The organism is Streptomyces sp. NPDC014676, assembly GCF_043084105.1.
Classification (GTDB): domain Bacteria; phylum Actinomycetota; class Actinomycetes; order Streptomycetales; family Streptomycetaceae; genus Streptomyces.
In genome coordinates this window covers 121,649-139,717 of sequence record NZ_JBIBZI010000005.1, presented here as the reverse complement: position 1 = coordinate 139,717, position 18,069 = coordinate 121,649, and the positions used below count along the sequence as shown (strand labels likewise).

Annotated in this window: 18 protein-coding genes; 11 read left to right on the top strand and 7 right to left on the bottom strand. The window is 70.7% G+C overall.

Annotated elements, in window-relative coordinates; translation table 11 throughout:
• Positions 1-101: 101 nt before the first annotated feature.
• The 3 genes from ACF1DX_RS16110 to ACF1DX_RS16100 all read right to left on the bottom strand — a co-directional run bounded on the left by ACF1DX_RS16110 (position 102) and on the right by ACF1DX_RS16100 (position 2,472).
• Positions 102-743 (bottom strand): dienelactone hydrolase family protein, encoded by a 642-nt coding sequence (locus tag ACF1DX_RS16110; RefSeq protein ID WP_391791798.1) that lies wholly within the window; start codon positions 741-743, stop codon positions 102-104.
• A 14-nt stretch (positions 744-757) separates the two neighbouring features.
• Entirely contained in the window at positions 758-1,159 is a 402-nt protein-coding gene (locus ACF1DX_RS16105) for a DUF2267 domain-containing protein (RefSeq protein ID WP_391791797.1), read from the bottom strand.
• A gap of 299 nt (positions 1,160-1,458) precedes the next feature.
• Positions 1,459-2,472: a LacI family DNA-binding transcriptional regulator gene (locus ACF1DX_RS16100; protein WP_391791796.1), complete on the bottom strand. Its 1,014-nt coding sequence runs from the start codon at positions 2,470-2,472 to the stop codon at positions 1,459-1,461.
• Positions 2,473-2,774: 302 nt separating this feature from the next.
• Here ACF1DX_RS16100 and ACF1DX_RS16095 point away from each other — a divergent pair, with 302 nt between their 5' ends.
• The 4 genes from ACF1DX_RS16095 (at position 2,775) to ACF1DX_RS16080 (ending at position 7,589) form a co-directional block, all read left to right on the top strand.
• Complete coding sequence (locus tag ACF1DX_RS16095) at positions 2,775-4,082, top strand: ABC transporter substrate-binding protein (RefSeq protein ID WP_391791795.1); 1,308 nt, start codon at positions 2,775-2,777, stop codon at positions 4,080-4,082.
• A gap of 94 nt (positions 4,083-4,176) precedes the next feature.
• Positions 4,177-5,163: a carbohydrate ABC transporter permease gene (locus ACF1DX_RS16090; RefSeq protein ID WP_391791794.1), complete on the top strand. Its 987-nt coding sequence runs from the start codon at positions 4,177-4,179 to the stop codon at positions 5,161-5,163.
• 12 nt (positions 5,164-5,175) lie between these two features.
• Positions 5,176-6,093, top strand: a complete 918-nt coding sequence (locus ACF1DX_RS16085) for a carbohydrate ABC transporter permease (RefSeq protein WP_391791793.1) — start codon at positions 5,176-5,178, stop codon at positions 6,091-6,093.
• Positions 6,094-6,152: 59 nt separating this feature from the next.
• Entirely contained in the window at positions 6,153-7,589 is a 1,437-nt protein-coding gene (locus tag ACF1DX_RS16080) for a GH1 family beta-glucosidase (RefSeq protein ID WP_391791792.1), read from the top strand.
• 627 nt (positions 7,590-8,216) lie between these two features.
• Here ACF1DX_RS16080 and ACF1DX_RS16075 read toward each other — a convergent pair.
• Positions 8,217-9,239 carry a LacI family DNA-binding transcriptional regulator gene (locus ACF1DX_RS16075; protein ID WP_391791791.1) on the bottom strand — a complete coding sequence of 341 codons (1,023 nt, stop codon included), beginning with the start codon at positions 9,237-9,239 and terminating at the stop codon, positions 8,217-8,219.
• Between the two features lie 138 nt (positions 9,240-9,377).
• Between ACF1DX_RS16075 and ACF1DX_RS16070 the strand changes: the two genes are divergently transcribed.
• The 5 genes from ACF1DX_RS16070 (at position 9,378) to ACF1DX_RS16050 (ending at position 15,099) form a co-directional block, all read left to right on the top strand.
• Entirely contained in the window at positions 9,378-10,682 is a 1,305-nt protein-coding gene (locus ACF1DX_RS16070) for an ABC transporter substrate-binding protein (protein ID WP_391791790.1), read from the top strand.
• Between the two features lie 10 nt (positions 10,683-10,692).
• Complete coding sequence (locus ACF1DX_RS16065) at positions 10,693-11,649, top strand: carbohydrate ABC transporter permease (protein WP_391791789.1); 957 nt, start codon at positions 10,693-10,695, stop codon at positions 11,647-11,649.
• Positions 11,646-12,464 carry a carbohydrate ABC transporter permease gene (locus ACF1DX_RS16060; protein ID WP_391791788.1) on the top strand — a complete coding sequence of 273 codons (819 nt, stop codon included), beginning with the start codon at positions 11,646-11,648 and terminating at the stop codon, positions 12,462-12,464. Before ACF1DX_RS16065 ends, ACF1DX_RS16060 begins: the two co-directional genes overlap by 4 nt.
• A complete protein-coding gene (locus tag ACF1DX_RS16055; RefSeq protein ID WP_391791787.1) occupies positions 12,461-14,830 on the top strand; it encodes a glycoside hydrolase family 3 N-terminal domain-containing protein in 2,370 nt (789 codons plus the stop codon). Before ACF1DX_RS16060 ends, ACF1DX_RS16055 begins: the two co-directional genes overlap by 4 nt.
• Before the next feature lie 158 nt (positions 14,831-14,988).
• Complete coding sequence (locus tag ACF1DX_RS16050; protein WP_391792132.1) at positions 14,989-15,099, top strand: DUF2399 domain-containing protein; 111 nt, start codon at positions 14,989-14,991, stop codon at positions 15,097-15,099.
• A gap of 234 nt (positions 15,100-15,333) precedes the next feature.
• Here the strand turns inward: ACF1DX_RS16050 and ACF1DX_RS16045 are convergent, their stop codons facing one another.
• Together ACF1DX_RS16045 and ACF1DX_RS16040 are read right to left on the bottom strand one after the other, a co-directional pair.
• Positions 15,334-15,540 (bottom strand): DUF397 domain-containing protein, encoded by a 207-nt coding sequence (locus tag ACF1DX_RS16045; RefSeq protein WP_391791786.1) that lies wholly within the window; start codon positions 15,538-15,540, stop codon positions 15,334-15,336.
• Positions 15,537-16,397, bottom strand: coding sequence for a helix-turn-helix domain-containing protein (locus tag ACF1DX_RS16040; protein ID WP_391791785.1), 861 nt, complete (start codon positions 16,395-16,397; stop codon positions 15,537-15,539). The genes ACF1DX_RS16045 and ACF1DX_RS16040 overlap by 4 nt, the downstream gene beginning before the upstream one ends.
• Positions 16,398-16,673: 276 nt before the next feature.
• Between ACF1DX_RS16040 and ACF1DX_RS16035 the strand changes: the two genes are divergently transcribed.
• Positions 16,674-16,805, top strand: a complete 132-nt coding sequence (locus tag ACF1DX_RS16035; protein ID WP_391791784.1) for a hypothetical protein — start codon at positions 16,674-16,676, stop codon at positions 16,803-16,805.
• A 74-nt stretch (positions 16,806-16,879) separates the two neighbouring features.
• Here the strand turns inward: ACF1DX_RS16035 and ACF1DX_RS16030 are convergent, their stop codons facing one another.
• Positions 16,880-17,605 (bottom strand): hypothetical protein, encoded by a 726-nt coding sequence (locus ACF1DX_RS16030; RefSeq protein ID WP_391791783.1) that lies wholly within the window; start codon positions 17,603-17,605, stop codon positions 16,880-16,882.
• A 55-nt stretch (positions 17,606-17,660) separates the two neighbouring features.
• Between ACF1DX_RS16030 and ACF1DX_RS16025 the strand changes: the two genes are divergently transcribed.
• Positions 17,661-17,981, top strand: coding sequence for a hypothetical protein (locus tag ACF1DX_RS16025; protein ID WP_391791782.1), 321 nt, complete (start codon positions 17,661-17,663; stop codon positions 17,979-17,981).
• Positions 17,982-18,069: the final 88 nt, after the last annotated feature.

Sequence of the window (18,069 nt, the reverse complement as noted above, 5' to 3'; positions counted from 1 at the left end):
GGCCCACCGCAACCGTCACCGGCCCCCCGCACGCCGGCCCCCGGGCGTCACCCGGGGGGGGCCCGCGCCACCCCCCTGGCCGGGCCCCGCCCCGCGCCCGGTCAGAGGTGGTCGCGGAACCAGCCGGCGGCGAGTTCGGCGACCTGTTCCAGCGCGCCGGGTTCGGGAAAGAGATGGGTCGCGCCGGGTACCACATGGAGGTGGTGCGCCGCGGACAGCCGGCCGGCGGCCTCACGGTTGAGGCCGAGGACCGTCTCGTCGTCGCCGCCCACCACGAGCAGCACCGGGCACGCGACCAGACCGAGCGCGTCGCCCGCCAGATCCGGGCGCCCGCCCCGAGACACGACCGCCGACACCCGCTTGGGCCGCTCGGCGGCGGCCACCAGCGCCGCCGCCGCTCCCGTACTGGCCCCGAACAGACCCACGGGAAGGTCCACGCCGTCCGGGCGCTGCTCCAGCCAGTCGACGGCATGCGCCAGCCGCCGGGCCAGCAGGCCGATGTCGAAGCGGTGCCGCCCCGTCGCATCGTCCTCGCGCTCCTCCTCCGGGGTGAGCAGATCCAGCAGCAGGGTGCCGAACCCCGCCTCCTGCAACGCGGTGGCGACCGCCCGGTTGCGGGGGCTGAGCCGTGAGCTGCCGCTGCCGTGCGCGAACAGCACCACCCCACGCGCCCCGGCGGGGATCACGAGGTCCCCGGGCAGGGCCGCCGCACCCGAGGGGACCGTCACGGACTCGGAGACCATGCCCGGTCACCTCCTCAGTCGGTGTCGTCGGTGGCGCGTCCGACGGGCAGCAGGCCGCCGATGTCCTTGGGCAGCGCGGCGACCAGCTTCTCCGTCAGCTCCGGGGCGAGGGCCGCGTCGAGCACCTCCAGTACGGCGGCGGCCTCCCGTACGGCCCCGCCCTCGTCCGTGTGGGCCCGCCCGGCGATCCGTCCGGCGAACGTGGTCAGGCCGAAGCGCTCGCCGGAGGAGTCCTTGGCCTGCCGCATGGGCGCGGCAAGGGTGGGCGGCAGCTGGGCCGCCACGTGGTCCGTCAGCCCGGGCGGCAGCCGTTCGGCCAGCGTGCTCAGCACCGCACGGGTCGCCTGCTCGGACGATCCCCGGTCCGGAAGCCGGGTGAGAGCCTGCACTTTTCCGATGAACTCGTCATGGTGCATGAGGCGCCGTCCTTCCTCATGATGCGATCGCGTCCCTGGCGGGTACCCCGGCGCAGGCGGGTCTGTCACCGTTCGCGGCGGCGAGGGTCACCCGGCCGGGACGACGCACGCGAGCCCGTCCGGCGTCCGAGGACGAGGCCCGAAGGACCGACAGGGGGTCCGGGGGCAGAGCCCCCGGGGACGACGGGAGTACCTCCCGCTCGGGCGAAGCCGAGAGGGAGGTACGGCGGGGGCGGAAAACAGCAGTACACGCCACCGCAGGCCCCGTCCACGACGGGGTCCGCGGCATACAGACCCCGCTACGACGACTCCCGCACCACCAGCTCCGTGGGCAGCGTCCGCTGCTGCCGGGGTCCGCCGTCCTGGGTGATGCCGGTGAGGATCCGGGCCATGGTGCGGCCGATCTCCTCCACCGGCTGGCGCACGGTCGTCAGCGGCGGGGCGGTGTGGCGGGCGAGGACGGAGTCCTCGTAACCGACGACGGCGACGTCCTCGGGCACCCGCAACCGCCGTCGGCGCAATTCGGCCAGGGCACCGACCGCCATGAGGTCGGAGGCGGCGAAGACGGCGTCCAGATCCGGGGCGCGTTCAAGTAGCGAACACATGGCCCGGCAGGCACCCTCCTCCGTGAAGTCGCCCTGCTCGACCAGGAGTTCGTCCGCGGGAACCCCCGCCTCCCGGTGCGCGGTGTGCCAGCCGGCGAGCCGGCTGCGGCCGACGTCCATGTCCAGCGGGCCGGTGATCGTGGCGATCCGGGTCCGGCCGCGGTGCAGCAGATGCCGTACCGCCGCGGTGGCACCCCCGGCGTTGTCGGAGTCGACGTAGCTCAGCCGTTCGCCCGCGTCGCGGCGGCCGGCCAGCACGGTCGGCAGGCCCATCTCCTCCAGCATGCCCGGCAGCCGGTCGTCGGCGTGCACGGAGACCAGCAGGACGCCGTCCACGCGGTGCGCGGCCACCGTCTCGGTGAGCTGGTCGCGTTCGGCCTGGTCGCGGACGAGCATGAGCTGAAGCTGGGTCCGGCTCTCCGCGAGGGCGCCGCTGACGCCGCGGATCAGCGCGGCGAAGAACGGTTCCGAACCGAGCCGGCTCTCCGACTCCGGGATCACCAGGGCCACCGCGTTGGTGCGGTTGGTCACCAGGCCGCGGGCGACCGAGTTGGGAACGTAGTTCAGCTCCTTGATCGCGGCCAGGACCCTCTCACGGGCGTCGGCGCTGACGAGGTCCGAGCCGTTGACGACGCGGGAGACCGTGGTGCGGCCCACGCCGGCGCGGGCGGCGACCGTTTTGATGGTCGGACGGCGGTTGCCGCTCATGTGCTCCCCCCTGGGCGGCCGCGACGGCGATGCCTGCCGCGGAGTTGACCTGCGGCAATTCTTGCAGACGCGGCCGTCGGCGCAGCACCCCCCGGGGGCGGGACGACGGACGCGGAACCCGGGACGGGACGACAAGTTGGTTTCAAGTTATTGACAGACCTATCCGCTAGCCATGAGTCTTCGTTGCGCGGTGGGAACGTGCCCACCCCGGAATGGGTACGTTCCCATCCCTATCAGAGCCGCTGTAGTCATCGCAGAACTTGTCACTCCGGTGTGTCAGCGCCGTCGCTAGGAGGAGATCCATGGGCACTTACGGTTCGTTGCGCGGGAAGGCGGTGGCGACAGTCGCGGCCGCCGGCGCGCTGGCACTGGTCGCCGGCTGCGGCGGCAGCGACGATTCGGTCACCGGCGGTGGCAAGAAGGACGGCAAGGTCACCATCACCATGGGCCTGTACGGCGTGATGGGTCTCAAGGAGACGGGCCTGCTGGAGCAGTACGAGAAGGAGAACCCGAATGTCGACATCAAGGCCGACATCGCGGGGGACGAGCAGACGTACTACACCGCGTTGCAGACCCACCTCGCCGCCGGCAACGGTCTGAAGGACATCCAGGGCATCGAGATCGGCCGGGCCAAGGAGATCACCGAGACCCAGGCGGACAAGTTCGCGGACTTCGCCGGCATGGCCGGCACCGACCACTTCCTGCCCTGGAAGCAGTCGCAGATCAGCACCGCGGACGGCAAGGTACTGGGGCTGGGCACCGACATCGGCCCGATGGCCGTCTGCTACCGCAAGGACTACTTCGAGCAGGCCGGCCTGCCCACCGACCGTGCAGAGGTCGGAAAGCTGTGGGAGGGCGACTGGAGCAAGTACGTCGAGGTCGGCCGCGCCTTCAAGAAGGACTTCAAGGGCGACAAGGTGGCGTTCACGGACTCGGCCAGCGGCCTGTTCAACGCCATGGTCTACGGCTACCCCGAGCAGTACTACGACGAGAAGGGTGAGTTGATCTACGACAAGAACCCGGCCGTCAAGGATGCCTGGGCCCTGTCTGCCGATGCCGCCGAGGAGGGGCTGACCGCCAAGCTCCGCCAGTTCCAGCCGGGTTGGGACCCCGGCCTGGCCAACGGCACGTTCGCCACCGCCGTCTGCCCGGCCTGGATGCTCAGCCACATCAGCGAGAAGGCCGGTGAGGCCAACAAGGGCAAGTGGGACGTCGCCCGGGCACCCAAGGGCGCCAACTGGGGCGGTTCCTTCCTCGGCGTGATCGAGAAGAGCCCGGTGAAGGAGGAGGCCAAGAAGCTCGTCGCCTGGCTGACCGCACCGGAGCAGCAGGCCCACATCTTCAAGGAGATCGGCAACATCCCGTCCTCCGAGAAGGCGCTTCAGGCCGACGAGGTGAAGAACGCCACGTCGGAGTACTTCGACAACGCGCCGATCGGTCAGATCTTCGGTGCCGCCGCGCAGGAGATCCCGGACAAGCAGGTCCTCGGCCGCAAGGACGGCACGATCAAGGACACCTTCTCCCAGGGCCTGGCCCTGGTCGAGCAGGGCACCAAGCGTGACGAGGCGTGGAAGACCACCACGGAGCGCATCGAGAAGGCGGTCGGCTGACCCGACGCCTCCCGCAGCCGCCCGGGCCCGCTCGGCATCCCGCCGACGGGCCCGGGGCCCGGCTCACCCATCCGCTCTCAGGAAGGAAAGTCCGGTGGCCACCTCCACCACCAAAGCCCTGACCGGCGAGGAGCCGCCGGGCACCACGAGCGACGGGAAGACCCCCCGCCGGCGCGGCGCCCTGCTGCACCGGCTGGACGTCAAGGGCGCCCCGTACGCGTTCGTCGCGCCGTTCTTCGTCGTCTTCGCCGCGTTCAGCTTCTACCCCCTCGTCTACACGTCGTGGATCTCCCTGCACGACGTGGAACTGGCCACCCTCGACATGATGGAGTGGGTGGCGTTCGACAACTACGTCGAACTCTGGGGCGACTCACGGTTCTGGAACGCGCTGCAGAACACCATCACCATCGGCGTCATCTCCACGGTGCCGCAGCTGATGATGGCGCTCGGCCTGGCGCACCTGCTCAACTACCGCATGCGCGCCTCGCTGTTCTTCCGCGTGGCCTCGCTGGTCCCCTACGCCACCTCGGTCGCCGCCGCCGCGCTCGTCTTCACCATGATCTTCGAGCGTGACTTCGGCATGATCAACTGGGCGCTCGGCTCGGTCGGCATCGACCCGGTGGACTGGGAGGCCGACAAGTGGCCCGCCCAGGTGGCGATCTCCACCATCGTGATCTGGCGCTGGACCGGCTACAACGCCCTGCTCTACCTGGCCGCGATGCAGGCCATCCCCGCCGAGCGGTACGAGGCAGCCTCCCTCGACGGGGCGTCCCGGTGGAAGCAGTTCACCCACGTCACCGTCCCCGGCATCCGCTCCACGATCGTCTTCACCATCGTGCTCTCCACCATCGGCGCCACCCAGCTCTTCGGCGAGCCGCTGATCTTCGGCCAGGGACCCAACGGTGTCACCGGCGGCGCCGACAACCAGTACCAGACGCTGGGCCTGCTGCTGTACGAGGAGGGCTGGAAGAACTACCAGATGGGCCGCTCGGCCACCGTCGCCTGGGCGATGTTCATGCTGCTCGTCCTCGCCTTCGCGGCACAGCGCCTGATCAAGCGCCTGCGTTCCCGTACGTCCTGACCTGGAGTCATCATGACCACCCACAGCCTCCCGGTCCGGGCGGAGACCCCGGTCCGGACCCCTGTCGAGAAGCCGGCCGGCCGCCGGCGGCTGCTGCGCCAGGGCGCCGGCCGCCAGCATCACGCCGGGCCGCTCGCCTACGTCCTGCTCGTCGTCATGGCGGTGCTGTCGATCTTCCCGCTGTACTGGACGATGGTGGCGGCCTCCACCGACAACACCCGGGTCAGCCAGACCCCGCCGCCGTTCCTGCCCGGCCCGAACCTGTTCAGCAACCTCGCCCGCGCCTGGGACGAGGCCGCGATGGGCAAGGCCATGATCAACAGCCTGATCGTGGCCGGCGTGATCGCCCTGTCCACGGTGATGTTCGCGACGCTGGCCGGATTCGCCTTCGCCAAACTGCGGTTCAAGGGCCGCAACGTCCTGCTGATGCTGGTGATCGGCACCATGATGGTGCCGCCGCAGCTCGGCGTCGTCCCGCTGTTCATGATGATGTCCGAGCTGGGCTGGTCGCAGCAGCTGCCCGCCGTCATCTTCCCCACGCTGGTGAGCGCCGTCGGCGTGTTCTTCATGCGGCAGTACCTGTCCGAGGCGCTGCCCGACGAACTCGTCGAGGCCGGCCGCGTCGACGGGGCGCACTCGCTGCGGATCTTCTGGAGCATCGTGCTGCCCATCGCACGGCCCGCGATGGCCGTGCTGTTCATGATCACGTTCGTGCACGCGTGGAACGACTTCTTCTGGCCGTTCGTGGTGCTCGACATGACCAACCCGACGGTCCCCGTCGCCCTCACCCAGCTCAGCGCGGGTTATGTCCGCGACCAGTCGCTGATCATGGCGGGCGCGCTGCTCGGCACGCTGCCCCTGCTGGCGATGTTCATCGTCTTCGGCCGCCAGATCGTCAGCGGCATCATGGCCGGCGCCGTCAAGGGCTGACCCGCACCCACTCCGCCAGGCCTCCGCCTGCGAACTCCCCTTACCCCGAAAGGACTTACGTGGTCACCGCACAGCAGACCGCGTCCGCCCCGGACGCCGCCCGCACCTTCCCCAAGGGCTTCCTCTGGGGCTCCGCCACCGCCTCCTACCAGATCGAGGGAGCCGCCACCGAGGACGGCCGTACGCCGTCCATCTGGGACACCTACGCCCGCACCCCGGGCCGGGTCCGCAACGGCGACACCGGTGACATCGCCACCGACCACTACCACCGCTGGCGCGAGGACGTCGCCCTCATGGCCGAACTCGGCCTGGGCGCCTACCGGTTCTCCCTGGCCTGGCCCCGCATCCAGCCCACAGGCCGCGGCCCCGCCGTGCAGAAGGGCCTGGACTTCTACCGGCGCCTCGTCGACGACCTGCTGGACAAGGGCATCCAGCCCGTCGCCACCCTCTACCACTGGGACCTCCCGCAGGAGCTGGAGGACGCCGGCGGCTGGCCCGAGCGTGCCACGGCCGAGCGGTTCGCCGAGTACGCGGCCCTCGCCGCGGACGCCCTCGGCGACCGGGTGAAGACCTGGACGACGCTCAACGAGCCCTGGTGCAGCGCCTTCCTCGGCTACGGCTCCGGCGTGCACGCCCCCGGCCGCACCGACCCGGTCGCCGCCCTGCGCGCCGCCCACCACCTCAACCTGGGCCACGGCCTGGCCGTCCAGGCGCTGCGGGACCGCATCCGCGCCGACGCCCAGTGCTCGGTGACGCTCAACATCCACCACGTCCGCCCGCTCACCGGCAGCGACGCCGACGCCGACGCGGTCCGCCGGATCGACGCCCTCGCCAACCGGGTCTTCACCGGCCCGATGCTGCGGGGCGCCTACCCGGAGGACCTGTTCAAGGACACCGCCGCGCTGACCGACTGGTCCTTCGTGCACGACGGCGACCTCGAGCGGATCCACCAGCCGCTGGACTTCCTCGGCGTCAACTACTACTCGCCCACCGTCGTCTCCGAGGCCGACGACAGCGGCACCCACACCTCGGACGGTCACGGCAACAGCGCCCACAGCCCCTGGCCGGGCGCCGACAAGGTCGCCTTCCACCAGCCGCCCGGCGAGACCACCGCCATGGGCTGGGCCGTCGACCCCACCGGCCTGTACGACCTGCTGCGCCGGCTGTCGTCCGACTTCCCCGAGCTGCCGCTGGTCATCACCGAGAACGGCGCGGCCTTCGACGACTACGCCGACCCCTCCGGGAACGTCAACGACCCCGCCCGGATCGCCTATGTGCGCGGCCACCTGGCCGCCGTGCACCAGGCCATCCTGGACGGCTCGGACGTGCGCGGCTACTTCCTGTGGTCCCTGCTGGACAACTTCGAGTGGGCCCACGGCTACGGCAAGCGCTTCGGCGCCGTCTACGTGGACTACCCGACCGGCACCCGCATCCCCAAGGCCAGCGCCCGCTGGTACTCGGAGGTGGCCCGCACCGGCGTCCTGCCCGGCGCCTGACCGGACGGGCACGGTGGTGCACGCCGTGCCCATGTCCCCTGCGCCGTGTGCCGAGGACCGAGTGGTCCCCGGTGCGGCACAGCGTGAGGGCGGCGCCCCGGCGACGAGGGGAGTCCGGTGGCGCCGCCGGAACGGGGCCGGTCCACGCACCGGCCCCCCCCGGGAGGTGAGCCGGTTCCTCAGGCGGTCGTGCCGATCAGGAGGAGGTGGCGGCGGGCGATCGGCGAGACCGCCTCCGCCGGGGCTTTTGTCACCCCGCCGACTCCAGCCGCGCCTTTTGGCGCTCCTGCGGAATCTCCCCCGGCGACCACGGGCACGCGGCCTGAACGGAAATCACCCGCGACGTTTCGGCTCGATCGACCGGGCGGGACTCGTATGTCTTCGCGGCCGAGGGCTGACGGCGTAGGAGAGGGCCCATACGCCGAGGCGGCGCGATTCCGGGAGGTTCGAAATATTCGAAACCTCCCTCGCGTTCCTCGGCCTCGCCCCACCGTCCTCCAGGCCGTACCCGCCGGCCGCGCGAAGCGGTGGGCGGCGCTCACGGGTGCCGCGTCTCCCGCCCGGCCTCGTGCCGGCGCGGCGTCGCACGCGGGGCGGGCCGCCCTTCAGCGGCCCGCCCCATGTCCCTCACGCCTTCTTGGGGGGAGCCGTGCTCTGCCGTACCACCAGGTGCGTCGCCAGCTCGATGCGCTGGGCGGCCGTGCCGGGGTCGTCCGGGCGGAGCAGCATCCGGGCCGCCTCCTCGGCCATGTGCCGCAGCGGCTGGTGGACCGTGGTGAGCGGCGGGCTCGACCACTGCGCCAGCGGTACGTCGTCGTAGCCGACCACCGACAGCTCCTGAGGCACCCGCAGGCCCCTGACCCGGGCCGCCTCCAGCACACCGAGCGCCTGGAGGTCGCTGCCCGCGAAGATCGCCGTGGGCCGGTCGGGCCCCTCCAGCAGGTCCATGGCGTGCTCGAAGCCGCCCTGCACGTGGAAATCGCCGAAGCGCATCAGCCGCGGGCCGGTCTCCAGGCCCGCCATCGCCATGGCCGAGCGGTAGCCGTCGAGGCGTGCCAGTGAGCACAGCATGTCCTCGGGCCCGGTGATGATCGCGACCCGCCGGTGTCCCTGGTCGGTGAGGTGGCGGGTGGCGGCGAGACCGCCGGCCCAGTTCGCGGAGCCGACCGAGGGGACGTCCGGGTCGGGGTCGCCCGCCGGGTCGATGACGACGAAGGGGATGGCCGCCGCCCTGAGCTGGCGCTTGATGTCCTCCGGGAGGGTGGAGAAGACCAGCACGACGCCCAGCGGCCGGCGTTGCAGCACGCCCGGGAGCCACTCCGGCGCGGGGGTGTGCCGGGTGCCGCTCTCGGTGAGGACGACCGTCGCGCGGGTCTCCTTGGCGACGTTCTCCACGCCCCGGATCAGCTCCATCGCCCAGACGCTCTCCAGTTCGTGGAAGACGATCTCTATGAGCGGTGAGCGGGACGCGGACTGGGGGCGACGCCGGTAGCCGTGAGCGTCCAGCAGCCGTTCCACCTTGGCCCGGGTGGCGCGAGAGACATCCGATCGGCCATTGAGGACCTTCGAAACTGTCGGCATCGAAACGCCGGCCTCTTTCGCTACTGTGGCCAGGGTGACTCTGCCGTTCACCGCGTCGTCATCGTGCATAGGCGCAGGATACGGCACCACGCCTCGATAACGGTTTGGGTGAGTACTGAATCGACCGTTGACCGAAACACCGGTCTGACCTACTGTCCAGCGGCATGGACTTTCGGTGATGGCGCCGAAACTTTCGAAAGGCGAACGATGAAGACACGTGCGCGCTTGCCCAGACTGGTCGCCTGCGGTGCGACGCTCTCTCTCGCACTGACCCTCTCGGCCTGTGGCGACGGGAACGGCGGGGCGTCGGCGGACGACGGCAAGATCCATGTCCTGGTCTACGGGGACGCCAGCAACAAGGTCGAGAAGCAGCTCGTCGACAAGTTCAACGAGACGTCCGACGTGAAGGTCGTCCTCGACACCATTCCCGGTGCGGACTACCAGCAGAAGCTGCAGACGATCATCAGCACCCCGCAGGCCCCGGACGTCTTCTTCAACTGGGGCGGCGGCAGCATCAAGCCGTTCGTCAAGGCCGGTCTGCTGATGCCGCTCGACGACTTCATCAAGAAGAACCCGGACCTGGAGGACAAGTTCCTGCCGTCCGTCTTCAACAACGCCGTCGTCGACGGCAAGCCGTACGGCGTCCCGATGCGCGGCACCCAGCCGGTCCTGCTCTTCCACAACAAGGCGGTCCTCAAGAAGGCGGGCGTCCAGCCGCCGAAGACCTGGGACGAGCTGCTCGACGCGGTCGGCAAGCTCAAGGACGAGGGCGTCACGCCGATCGCGCTCGGCGGCGGCGACGTCTGGCCGACGCAGATGTGGTTCCAGTACCTCTACGACCGCATCGCCGGACCGGAGCTGTTCGCGAAGGCCGTCGGGGGCGACAAGAGCGCCTGGGAGAGCCCGGACAGCAAGAAGGCCCTGAACATGATCAAGGAGCTCGTCGACGCCGGCGCCTTCGGCGAGAACTACGACTCCGTCAAGTACACCAACGGCGGATCGGTCCAGCTCGTCGCCGCGGGCAAGGCCGGCTTCGAGCTGATGGGCTCCTGGTACTACTCCCAGCAGCTCACGGACCACACGGAGTTCGCCGAGAAGGACCTCGGCTACACCGCCTTCCCGGCCGTCGCGGGCGGCAAGGGCGACCCGAAGAACGTCGCCGGCAACACCAACAACTACTACTCGGTGATGAAGAAGACCAAGCACCCCGAGGCCGTCGCCGAGTTCCTGAAGCTCATGTACTCCGACGACTTCGTCAAGGCGCACCTGGAGATCGGCAACCTGCCGACCACGACCAACACCGACAAGTTCATCGAGACCGCGGGCTCCCCCGAGTACTCGCGCTTCCAGTACGACCTGGTCGCCGACGCCCCGTCGTTCCAGCTCTCCTGGGACCAGGCGTACCCGCAGAAGGCCAGCTCGGACCTGCACAAGGCCGTCCAGCAGTTCTTCAACGGACAGCTCGACACGGACGGCTTCATCAAGGCCATGCAGGCCCTCCCGACCGAGTGACGAACGGCTCATGACGACAAAGACCACGAGCGCTCGGCCCGCCGCCGGACCCCGCAAGGGGGCCCGGCGGCGGCCGCCCGCCCCGTCCGCAACGACGGTGGGCCGCCCCGGTTTCACCTGGGCGCTGCCCGCCGCAGTGTTCTTCACCTTCTTCGCGATCGTCCCGCTGATCATGGTGGCGGTGCTGTCCTTCATGAGCTGGGACGGGCTCAGCTCGCCCGAGTTCGTCGGCATGGACAACTGGTCGCGCCTGATGGACGACCCGGTGATGCTCAAGAGCATCTGGCTGACCCTGCTGCTGACCGTGCTGGGCGTGGTCCTCCAGACCCCGCTGAGCATCCTGCTCGGCGTCTGGGCAGCCGGCCACCAGCGCAACCGCGCCGTACTGTCCGTCATCTACTTCATCCCGCTGCTGCTGTCCGCGACGGCCGTCTCCGTGCTGTGGCGGGCGCTGCTCGACCCGAACTTCGGCATCCCGGCCGAGGCCGCCTGGCTGTTCGGCGACGGCAACCTGTTCGGTGAACAGGCCACCGCCATCGGCGTGCTGGCGTTCGTCAGCACCTGGCAGTTCACCCCGTTCCACACCCTGATCTACCAGGGCGCCGCCCGCGCGATCCCCCAAGTGCTCTACCAGGCGGCGGAGATCGACGGAGCGGGCCGCTACCGGCAGTTCTTCCACATCACGCTGCCGCAGCTGCGCAACTCGATGATCACCTCGATGATCCTGATGATCGTCGGCGGCCTGACCACCTTCGAGACGGTCCTCATCCTGACCCAGGGCGGCCCCGGCACCGACACCACCATCAGCGCCTACTACATGTACGACAAGGCGTTCAAGAGCTTCGACTACGGCACCGGCTCCGCGATCGCCCTGGCCCTGGTCGTCGCGTCCACGATCATCTCGCTGATCGTCGTCCGGGTCTCCGGCTACGACAAGATGCGCAGCTCCATGGAGGGTGTGTCATGAGGCGCCGACCGAACTACGTGGCCGGCGTCGGCTCGCTCTTCTGGCTCTTCGTCGTCGGCCTGCCGCTGTACGTGATGCTCGCCGCGACCCTGCGCACCCGCCAGGACTACGCCGAGAACGGCCCGGTCTCCTTCCCGGACAGCTTCACGCTGGACAACTACACGGGTGCCTTCGACTCGGGCTTCGGCCAGTACTTCTTCAACACGCTCGTCGTCACCGCCTGCGTGATCGGCATCGTGCTGCTGCTGGTCCCGCCGCTCGCCTACGCGATCGTCCGCAGTCGCGGCCGGACCACGTCGGCGATCTTCCGGTTGTTCCTGCTCGGACTCGCCATCCCGGCCCAGGCCGTCATCGTGCCGATGTTCTACCTGATCAGCGAAGCCGGGCTGTACGACAACCTGCTGGGCGTCATCCTGCCCACGGCCGCGTTCTGCCTGCCGATGTCGGCGCTGATCCTCAGCGGCGCGATGCGTGACATCTCCCCGGAGCTGTACGAGGCCATGGCCATGGACGGCGCCACCCCGCGGCGCATGTTCTTCCAGCTCGTCCTGCCGCTGTCGAGGGGCGGACTGTCCACGATCGTGGTCTTCTCCGCGCTCCAGGCATGGAACGGCTTCCTGTTCCCGCTCGTCCTGACCCAGTCCGACTCCACCAAGGTGGTCACCCTGGGTCTGTACAACTTCCAGACCGCGCACGGCATCGACATCCCCGGTCTGCTGGGGGCCGTGGTGCTGTCCATGGTGCCCATCCTGCTCGTCTACCTGTTCGCCCGTCGCGCCCTGGTCCAGGGTCTGATGGGCGTCGGAGGAAAGTGACTGCCGACGTGGCCGTAGAGACCGCCCCCGAAATCCCCCTCTGGAACGACCCCGACCTCCCCGTCGCAGCCAGAGTCGACGCGCTGATCGGCGCGATGACCCTGGACGAGAAGATCGCCCAGCTGTACGGCGTGTGGGTCGGCGCGTCCGCCAACGGCGGCGAAGTGGCCCCGCACCAGCACGACATGGAGGAGGCCGTCGACCTCGACGCGCTCCTTCCCACCGGACTGGGCCAGCTGACCCGCCCCTTCGGCACCGCACCCGTCGACCCGGCGCTCGGTGCGCTCTCCCTGCTGCGCACCCAGTCCCGCATCACCGCGGCGGGCCGCTTCGGCATCCCCGCCGTCGCGCACGAGGAGTGCCTGGCCGGCTTCGCCGCCTGGGGCGCCACCGCCTACCCCGTCCCGCTGTCCTGGGGGGCCACCTTCGACCCGGACGTGGTGCGCCGGATGGCCGCCGCCATCGGCCGCGACATGCGGTCCGTCGGCATCCACCAGGGCCTCGCCCCCGTCCTCGACGTGGTCCGCGACGCCCGCTGGGGCCGGGTGGAGGAGACCATCGGCGAGGACCCCTACCTCGTCGGCACCATCGGCACCGCCTACGTCCAGGGCCTGGAGTCCGCCGGGATCGTCGCCACCCTCAAGCACTTCGTCGGCTACTCGGCCTCCCGCGCCGGACGCAACCTCGCCCCCTCGTCCATGGGCGCCCGCGAGCGGGCCGACGTCCTGCTGCCGCCGTTCGAGATGGCGATCCGCGAGGGCGGGGCCCGCTCCGTGATGCACTCCTACACGGACACCGACGGCGTCCCCGCCGCGGCCGACGAGAGCCTGCTGACCGGACTGCTCCGCGACACCTGGGGCTTCGACGGCACCGTCGTCGCCGACTACTTCGGCATCGCCTTCCTCAAGACCCTGCACGGCGTCGCCGGAGACTGGGCCGAGGCCGCGGGCGCCGCGCTGAAGGCCGGCGTCGACGTCGAACTGCCCACCGTCAAGACGTTCGGCGCACCGCTCGCCGAGGCCGTCACGGCCGGCCGCGTCCCCGAGGCGCTCATCGACCGCGCCCTGCGCCGCGTCCTCGGCCAGAAGGCGGCGCTCGGCCTGCTCGACGCGGACTGGAGCCCGGTGCCGCCCGCGCTCGAGGGCGTGGACCTGGACGACCCGGACGCCCTGCGCGGCAAGATCGACCTGGACCGGCCCGAGAACCGGGAACTGGCCCGCGAGATCGCCGAGAAGGCGGTCGTCCTGCTCACCAACGACGGCACCCTGCCGCTCGCCGCGCCCCGCCGCATCGCCCTGGTCGGCCCCAACGCGGCCGAGGGCACGGCCGTCCTCGGCTGCTACTCCTTCCCCCAGCACGTGGGCGTGCAGCACCCGGACGTCCCGGTCGGCATCGACCTGCCGACCCTGCGCGACACCCTGACCGCCGAGTTCCCCGACGCGGAGATCACGGCCGTACGCGGCACCGGCGTCGACGACGGGGACCTCTCCGGCATCGGCGAGGCGGTGGACGCGGCCAGGGACGCGGACATCGTTATCGCCGTACTGGGCGACCGCGCGGGCCTGTTCGGCCGCGGCACCAGCGGCGAGGGCTGCGACGCGGAGTCCCTCGCCCTGCCCGGCGCCCAGCAGCACCTGCTCGACGCGCTGCTCGACTCCGGCACGCCGGTGGTGACCGTCCTGCTCGCCGGGCGGCCGTACGCGCTCGGCCGGGCCGTCACCGAGTCCGCGGCGATCGTGCAGTCCTTCTTCCCCGGAGTCGCGGGCACCCACGCCATCGCCGGCGTGCTCAGCGGCCGCACGAACCCCTCCGGCCGGCTCCCGGTCAGCGTGCCGCGCGGCCCGGGATCCCAGCCGACCACCTATCTCGGCGCACGCCTCGCCCAGCTCAGCGAGGTGTCCAACATCGACCCGACCCCGGCGTTCGGCTTCGGCCACGGTCTGACGTACACGAGCTTCGCGTGGAGCGACCTCGTCGTGGACGCCCGGGAGGCGGGCACGGACGGCGAGTTCACCCTCGCCCTCACGGTCCGCAACACCGGCGAACGGTCCGGCACCGAGGTCGTCCAGCTGTACCTGCACGACCCGGTCGCCTCCGTCGTCCAGCCGGTGCAGCGGCTCGTCGGGTACGCCAGGGTGGAGCTGGAGCCGGGGGAGTCCCGCCGTGTCGGCGTCACGGTCCCGGCCGACGTGGCCTCCTTCACCGGCCGCGACGGCCGCCGGATCGTCGAACCCGGTGACCTGGAACTCCGCCTCGCCACGTCGAGCACCGACGCCCGCCTGACGGCGACGGTCACCCTGACCGGCCCCGAACGCCAGGTGGACCACACCCGCCGCTTCCACGCGGCCTTCACCCAGGAGGCGTGACCCGGACCCGCTCCGGAACCCGGCCGGCCCGGACCGCACACGTGGTCCGGGCCGGCCGGGTTCCGGACAAGGACCGACCGGCTGCCTTCCCTGTCCGTACGTGATCGAACGAGATGCCTGACCGGGCCGGTTCTCCCCCACCCCGCTGTGCGTTGTCAGTGGCGGTGGAGGCCGCGTGGGACCCGGAACCGGCGCCCGCCATGGAGGCGTTGGGCATCGCCCTGCACGAGGAGGCGGCGCTGGACCTGCTCCTGGAGGACCTCGGCTGAGGTCAGACGCCGAGCCCGCCCGCCGCGAGCAGGTCGGAGACGTCGCTCACCTGGGCGTAGGCTTCCTGCTCCCCCAGAGGGAGGTGGAGGACCTGCAGGCGCCGGATGCCGACCCGTGACGAGCTGGGGGCGTGGGTGCCCTCTTCCGAGCCGGTGGCATGACAACGGGCTGGTTCGCCTCACCCCAAGTGACGCGCGTCAGCCCGTTGTTCCGCTCGGATGTACTGGTCGGCGCTATCCCGCCGTGAGCGTGACGAACGCCGCCCACTCGCCCCGGCCGACCCGCAGCACCGGCCCGTCGCCCGCGGCCTTGGAGTCCCGTACGTACACGGTGTCGAGACCGGCGGCCACCTCCACGCAGTCGCCGCCGTCCGATCCGCTGTAGCTGCTCTTGAACCAGTGCAGCCCGTTCACGTTCTCGGTCACCTGCTCCACGCTCACGTCTCTCCCACCATCCGCTCGATGAGTCGTGCAGACTCCTCGACGTTCAGGGCCTGCGATCGCAGCTTGCCATACCGCAACGAGAACGCGCTGACCTCGGCGGGATCCGTGACAACGCACCCGACCCCTTGGGACTCGAAGTACCCGAGGAGCCGGTGCTCGTGTGACTCCACCACCACGAACGGACCGTTCTTACCTGGATGGAACCCCCGCCCGGCAGGCATGACCTGCACCTCCACGTTCCGCAACGCGCCAACCTCCAGCAGGCGTTGCCACTGCTCGCCCATGACCTCCGGGCCGCCCACCGGATCGCGCAACGCCTCCTCACTCACGATGAACGACAGCTCCGCCAGCGGCACCCGAGTCAGCAGTTTCTGCCGACTCAACCGAGCCTCCGCATGCTGGTCGATGATCTCCTCGCTCAACGGCGGACAGTGCCCCGCGAACACCGCCCGCGCGTACCCCTCCGTCTGCAACAACCCCGGCACCAGCAGCGGATCGTACGAGAAGCGGCTGACGACCTCCGCCTCGATGAGCGCGAAGTTGCGGAAGAACCGCGGCAGTTTTGCCCGGTCCACCTCGTCCTGGAGCACCTCCAGGACCCCGCCCGCCTCCAGCACCCGGTCCGCCGCCCGTGTGAACGCGGCCTTCGCCGGCCGCCGCCCCTGCTCGACCGAGGCGACCTGCTCCATCGAGTAGTCGATGGCCTCCCCGAGCTGCTGCTGGTTCAGCCCGGCCCGCTTCCGCAGATGCTGGAGCAGCCTCCCGTACGCCGCCCACGCCCCGGGCAGATCATCCCCGCCCCCCTCCTTCGCGTTCGCAGCCCGACCACTTCGTGTCTCCCGCACCGTGCTCATGCCCACGCCCTTCCGTCCGCACCGCACCCCGCTCGTCCGCACCACAGCGACGCTCAGCCCGCCACCGGGACCTTGCCCAACGCGAGCCACGACGTCGTGGGCACGGCCCCGGTCCCGTACAACGCCCGTACGGAATCCCGTACAACCGCGTGCGGCGAGGGCCCGTCCCCGCGGAACACGGCGGAATCGTGGGCGGCTCGGTGCCGACCGGGCCGGCGTTCGGAACGGACCTCGCTCCATGCCGCCCTGCGATCGCGGCATGAGGGGATGGGTGCCGTGAGGCAGATATGCAAGTGGTGCGACCGCCCGTTGGAGCAGCGCCGGTGGCGCCGGTACTGCAACCGTCGGCACGCGGTGAAGCACCGGGTGACGAGCTGGATCGACCAGTTGCTGACCAACGGCTTGTGACGCGGCCGGCGGCCGGACGCCCTGCGCGTCCGAGCAGGGTGCCGCCCGCGAAACGCACTGGCCCGCAGGCCAGTTCAGGTGTCCGGCAGGACGAGCCAGATCTCGGAGAAGGCGAGTCCGTGCTCACGGAGCACCGCCCCACACGGGCAACCCAATGTGGCCCGGTGCCAGTCGCAGGTCACCGTCCACGGGCCGTCCTTGCCCCCGCACTCCGGGCAGCCGACGGTTTCGGCCGCCCATACATCCGGCGCGGGTCTGGTGCAGTGACGGAATCTGCCCGCGTGACGGGCCCGCCAGGATTCGACCGATGGTGTGAGCGGGACGGTGCCGGGCGCGTTCGTCTCGGCGAGGGTGGTGAACAGCGCGGCCAGGTCGGGGAGCAGGGCTTCGCCCGCTTCGGTCGGCGGTGCCGTGCGTTCCGTCGTGTCCGGCGCGATGCCGTACCTCGGAGCCGCCGCCGCGAGGGGCGGATTCGGGGCCGTGTGCCAGGGCAGCAGGGCGCGGGCGACGGCGGCCAGGAGGGCGGCGGCAGGCGGACTGACGGTTCCGGCGTCGAGGTGGTGGACGGTGGTCCGGAGTGTGCGTTGAAGCCGTCTGTCGCGGTCCGTCGCCCTGGCCCGTGCCGCTGCTGTGCCCCGCCGGGTCGGGAGCGGGGCGGTGAGGCGGGCGAGGACGGCCCTCACCGCCTCGGCGTCGGCCGGGGACAGGCACCACTCGCCCGCGGCGAGGAGGTGCCGGGCTCTCGCGGACTCCCGGACGAGAGCACGTGTCCACAGAGGGCGTGCCGTCGCGTCCCTCATCTGCTCCACCTCCCTGGCCGAACCGTCCCCTCGCCGCTCCGGCTACCCTCCCCGCATGGAGCAGGAGCATCCCCTCGTCCGTGACGTCTTCCCCGACCTCATCGCCGAGCTGATCACCCTCTTGGAGGACGAGGGAGAGCGTGAGTTGGCGATCTGCGTGCGGGATGTCCGTCTGGTCGCCCTGTGCGACTGCGGCGACGACTTCTGCCAGAGCATCCACACGGCGGTGCACCAGAAGGGTAAGCCGTACGGCGAGGGCCACCGATGCGTACCGCTCTCACCTGCGGAGGGCATGCTGATCCTTGACGTCGTGTACGGCCGGATCATGTACATCGAGATACTGAACCGGCCGCCGATGCACCGTCTGACCCCCTGACGCCCGTGCCGCGCAGCGGGGCGGTCCCGCCGGAACCTTCTCCGCGGCGCGGCGGCCGGGCTGCCGGAGCGGCTGCGCGGGCTGTACC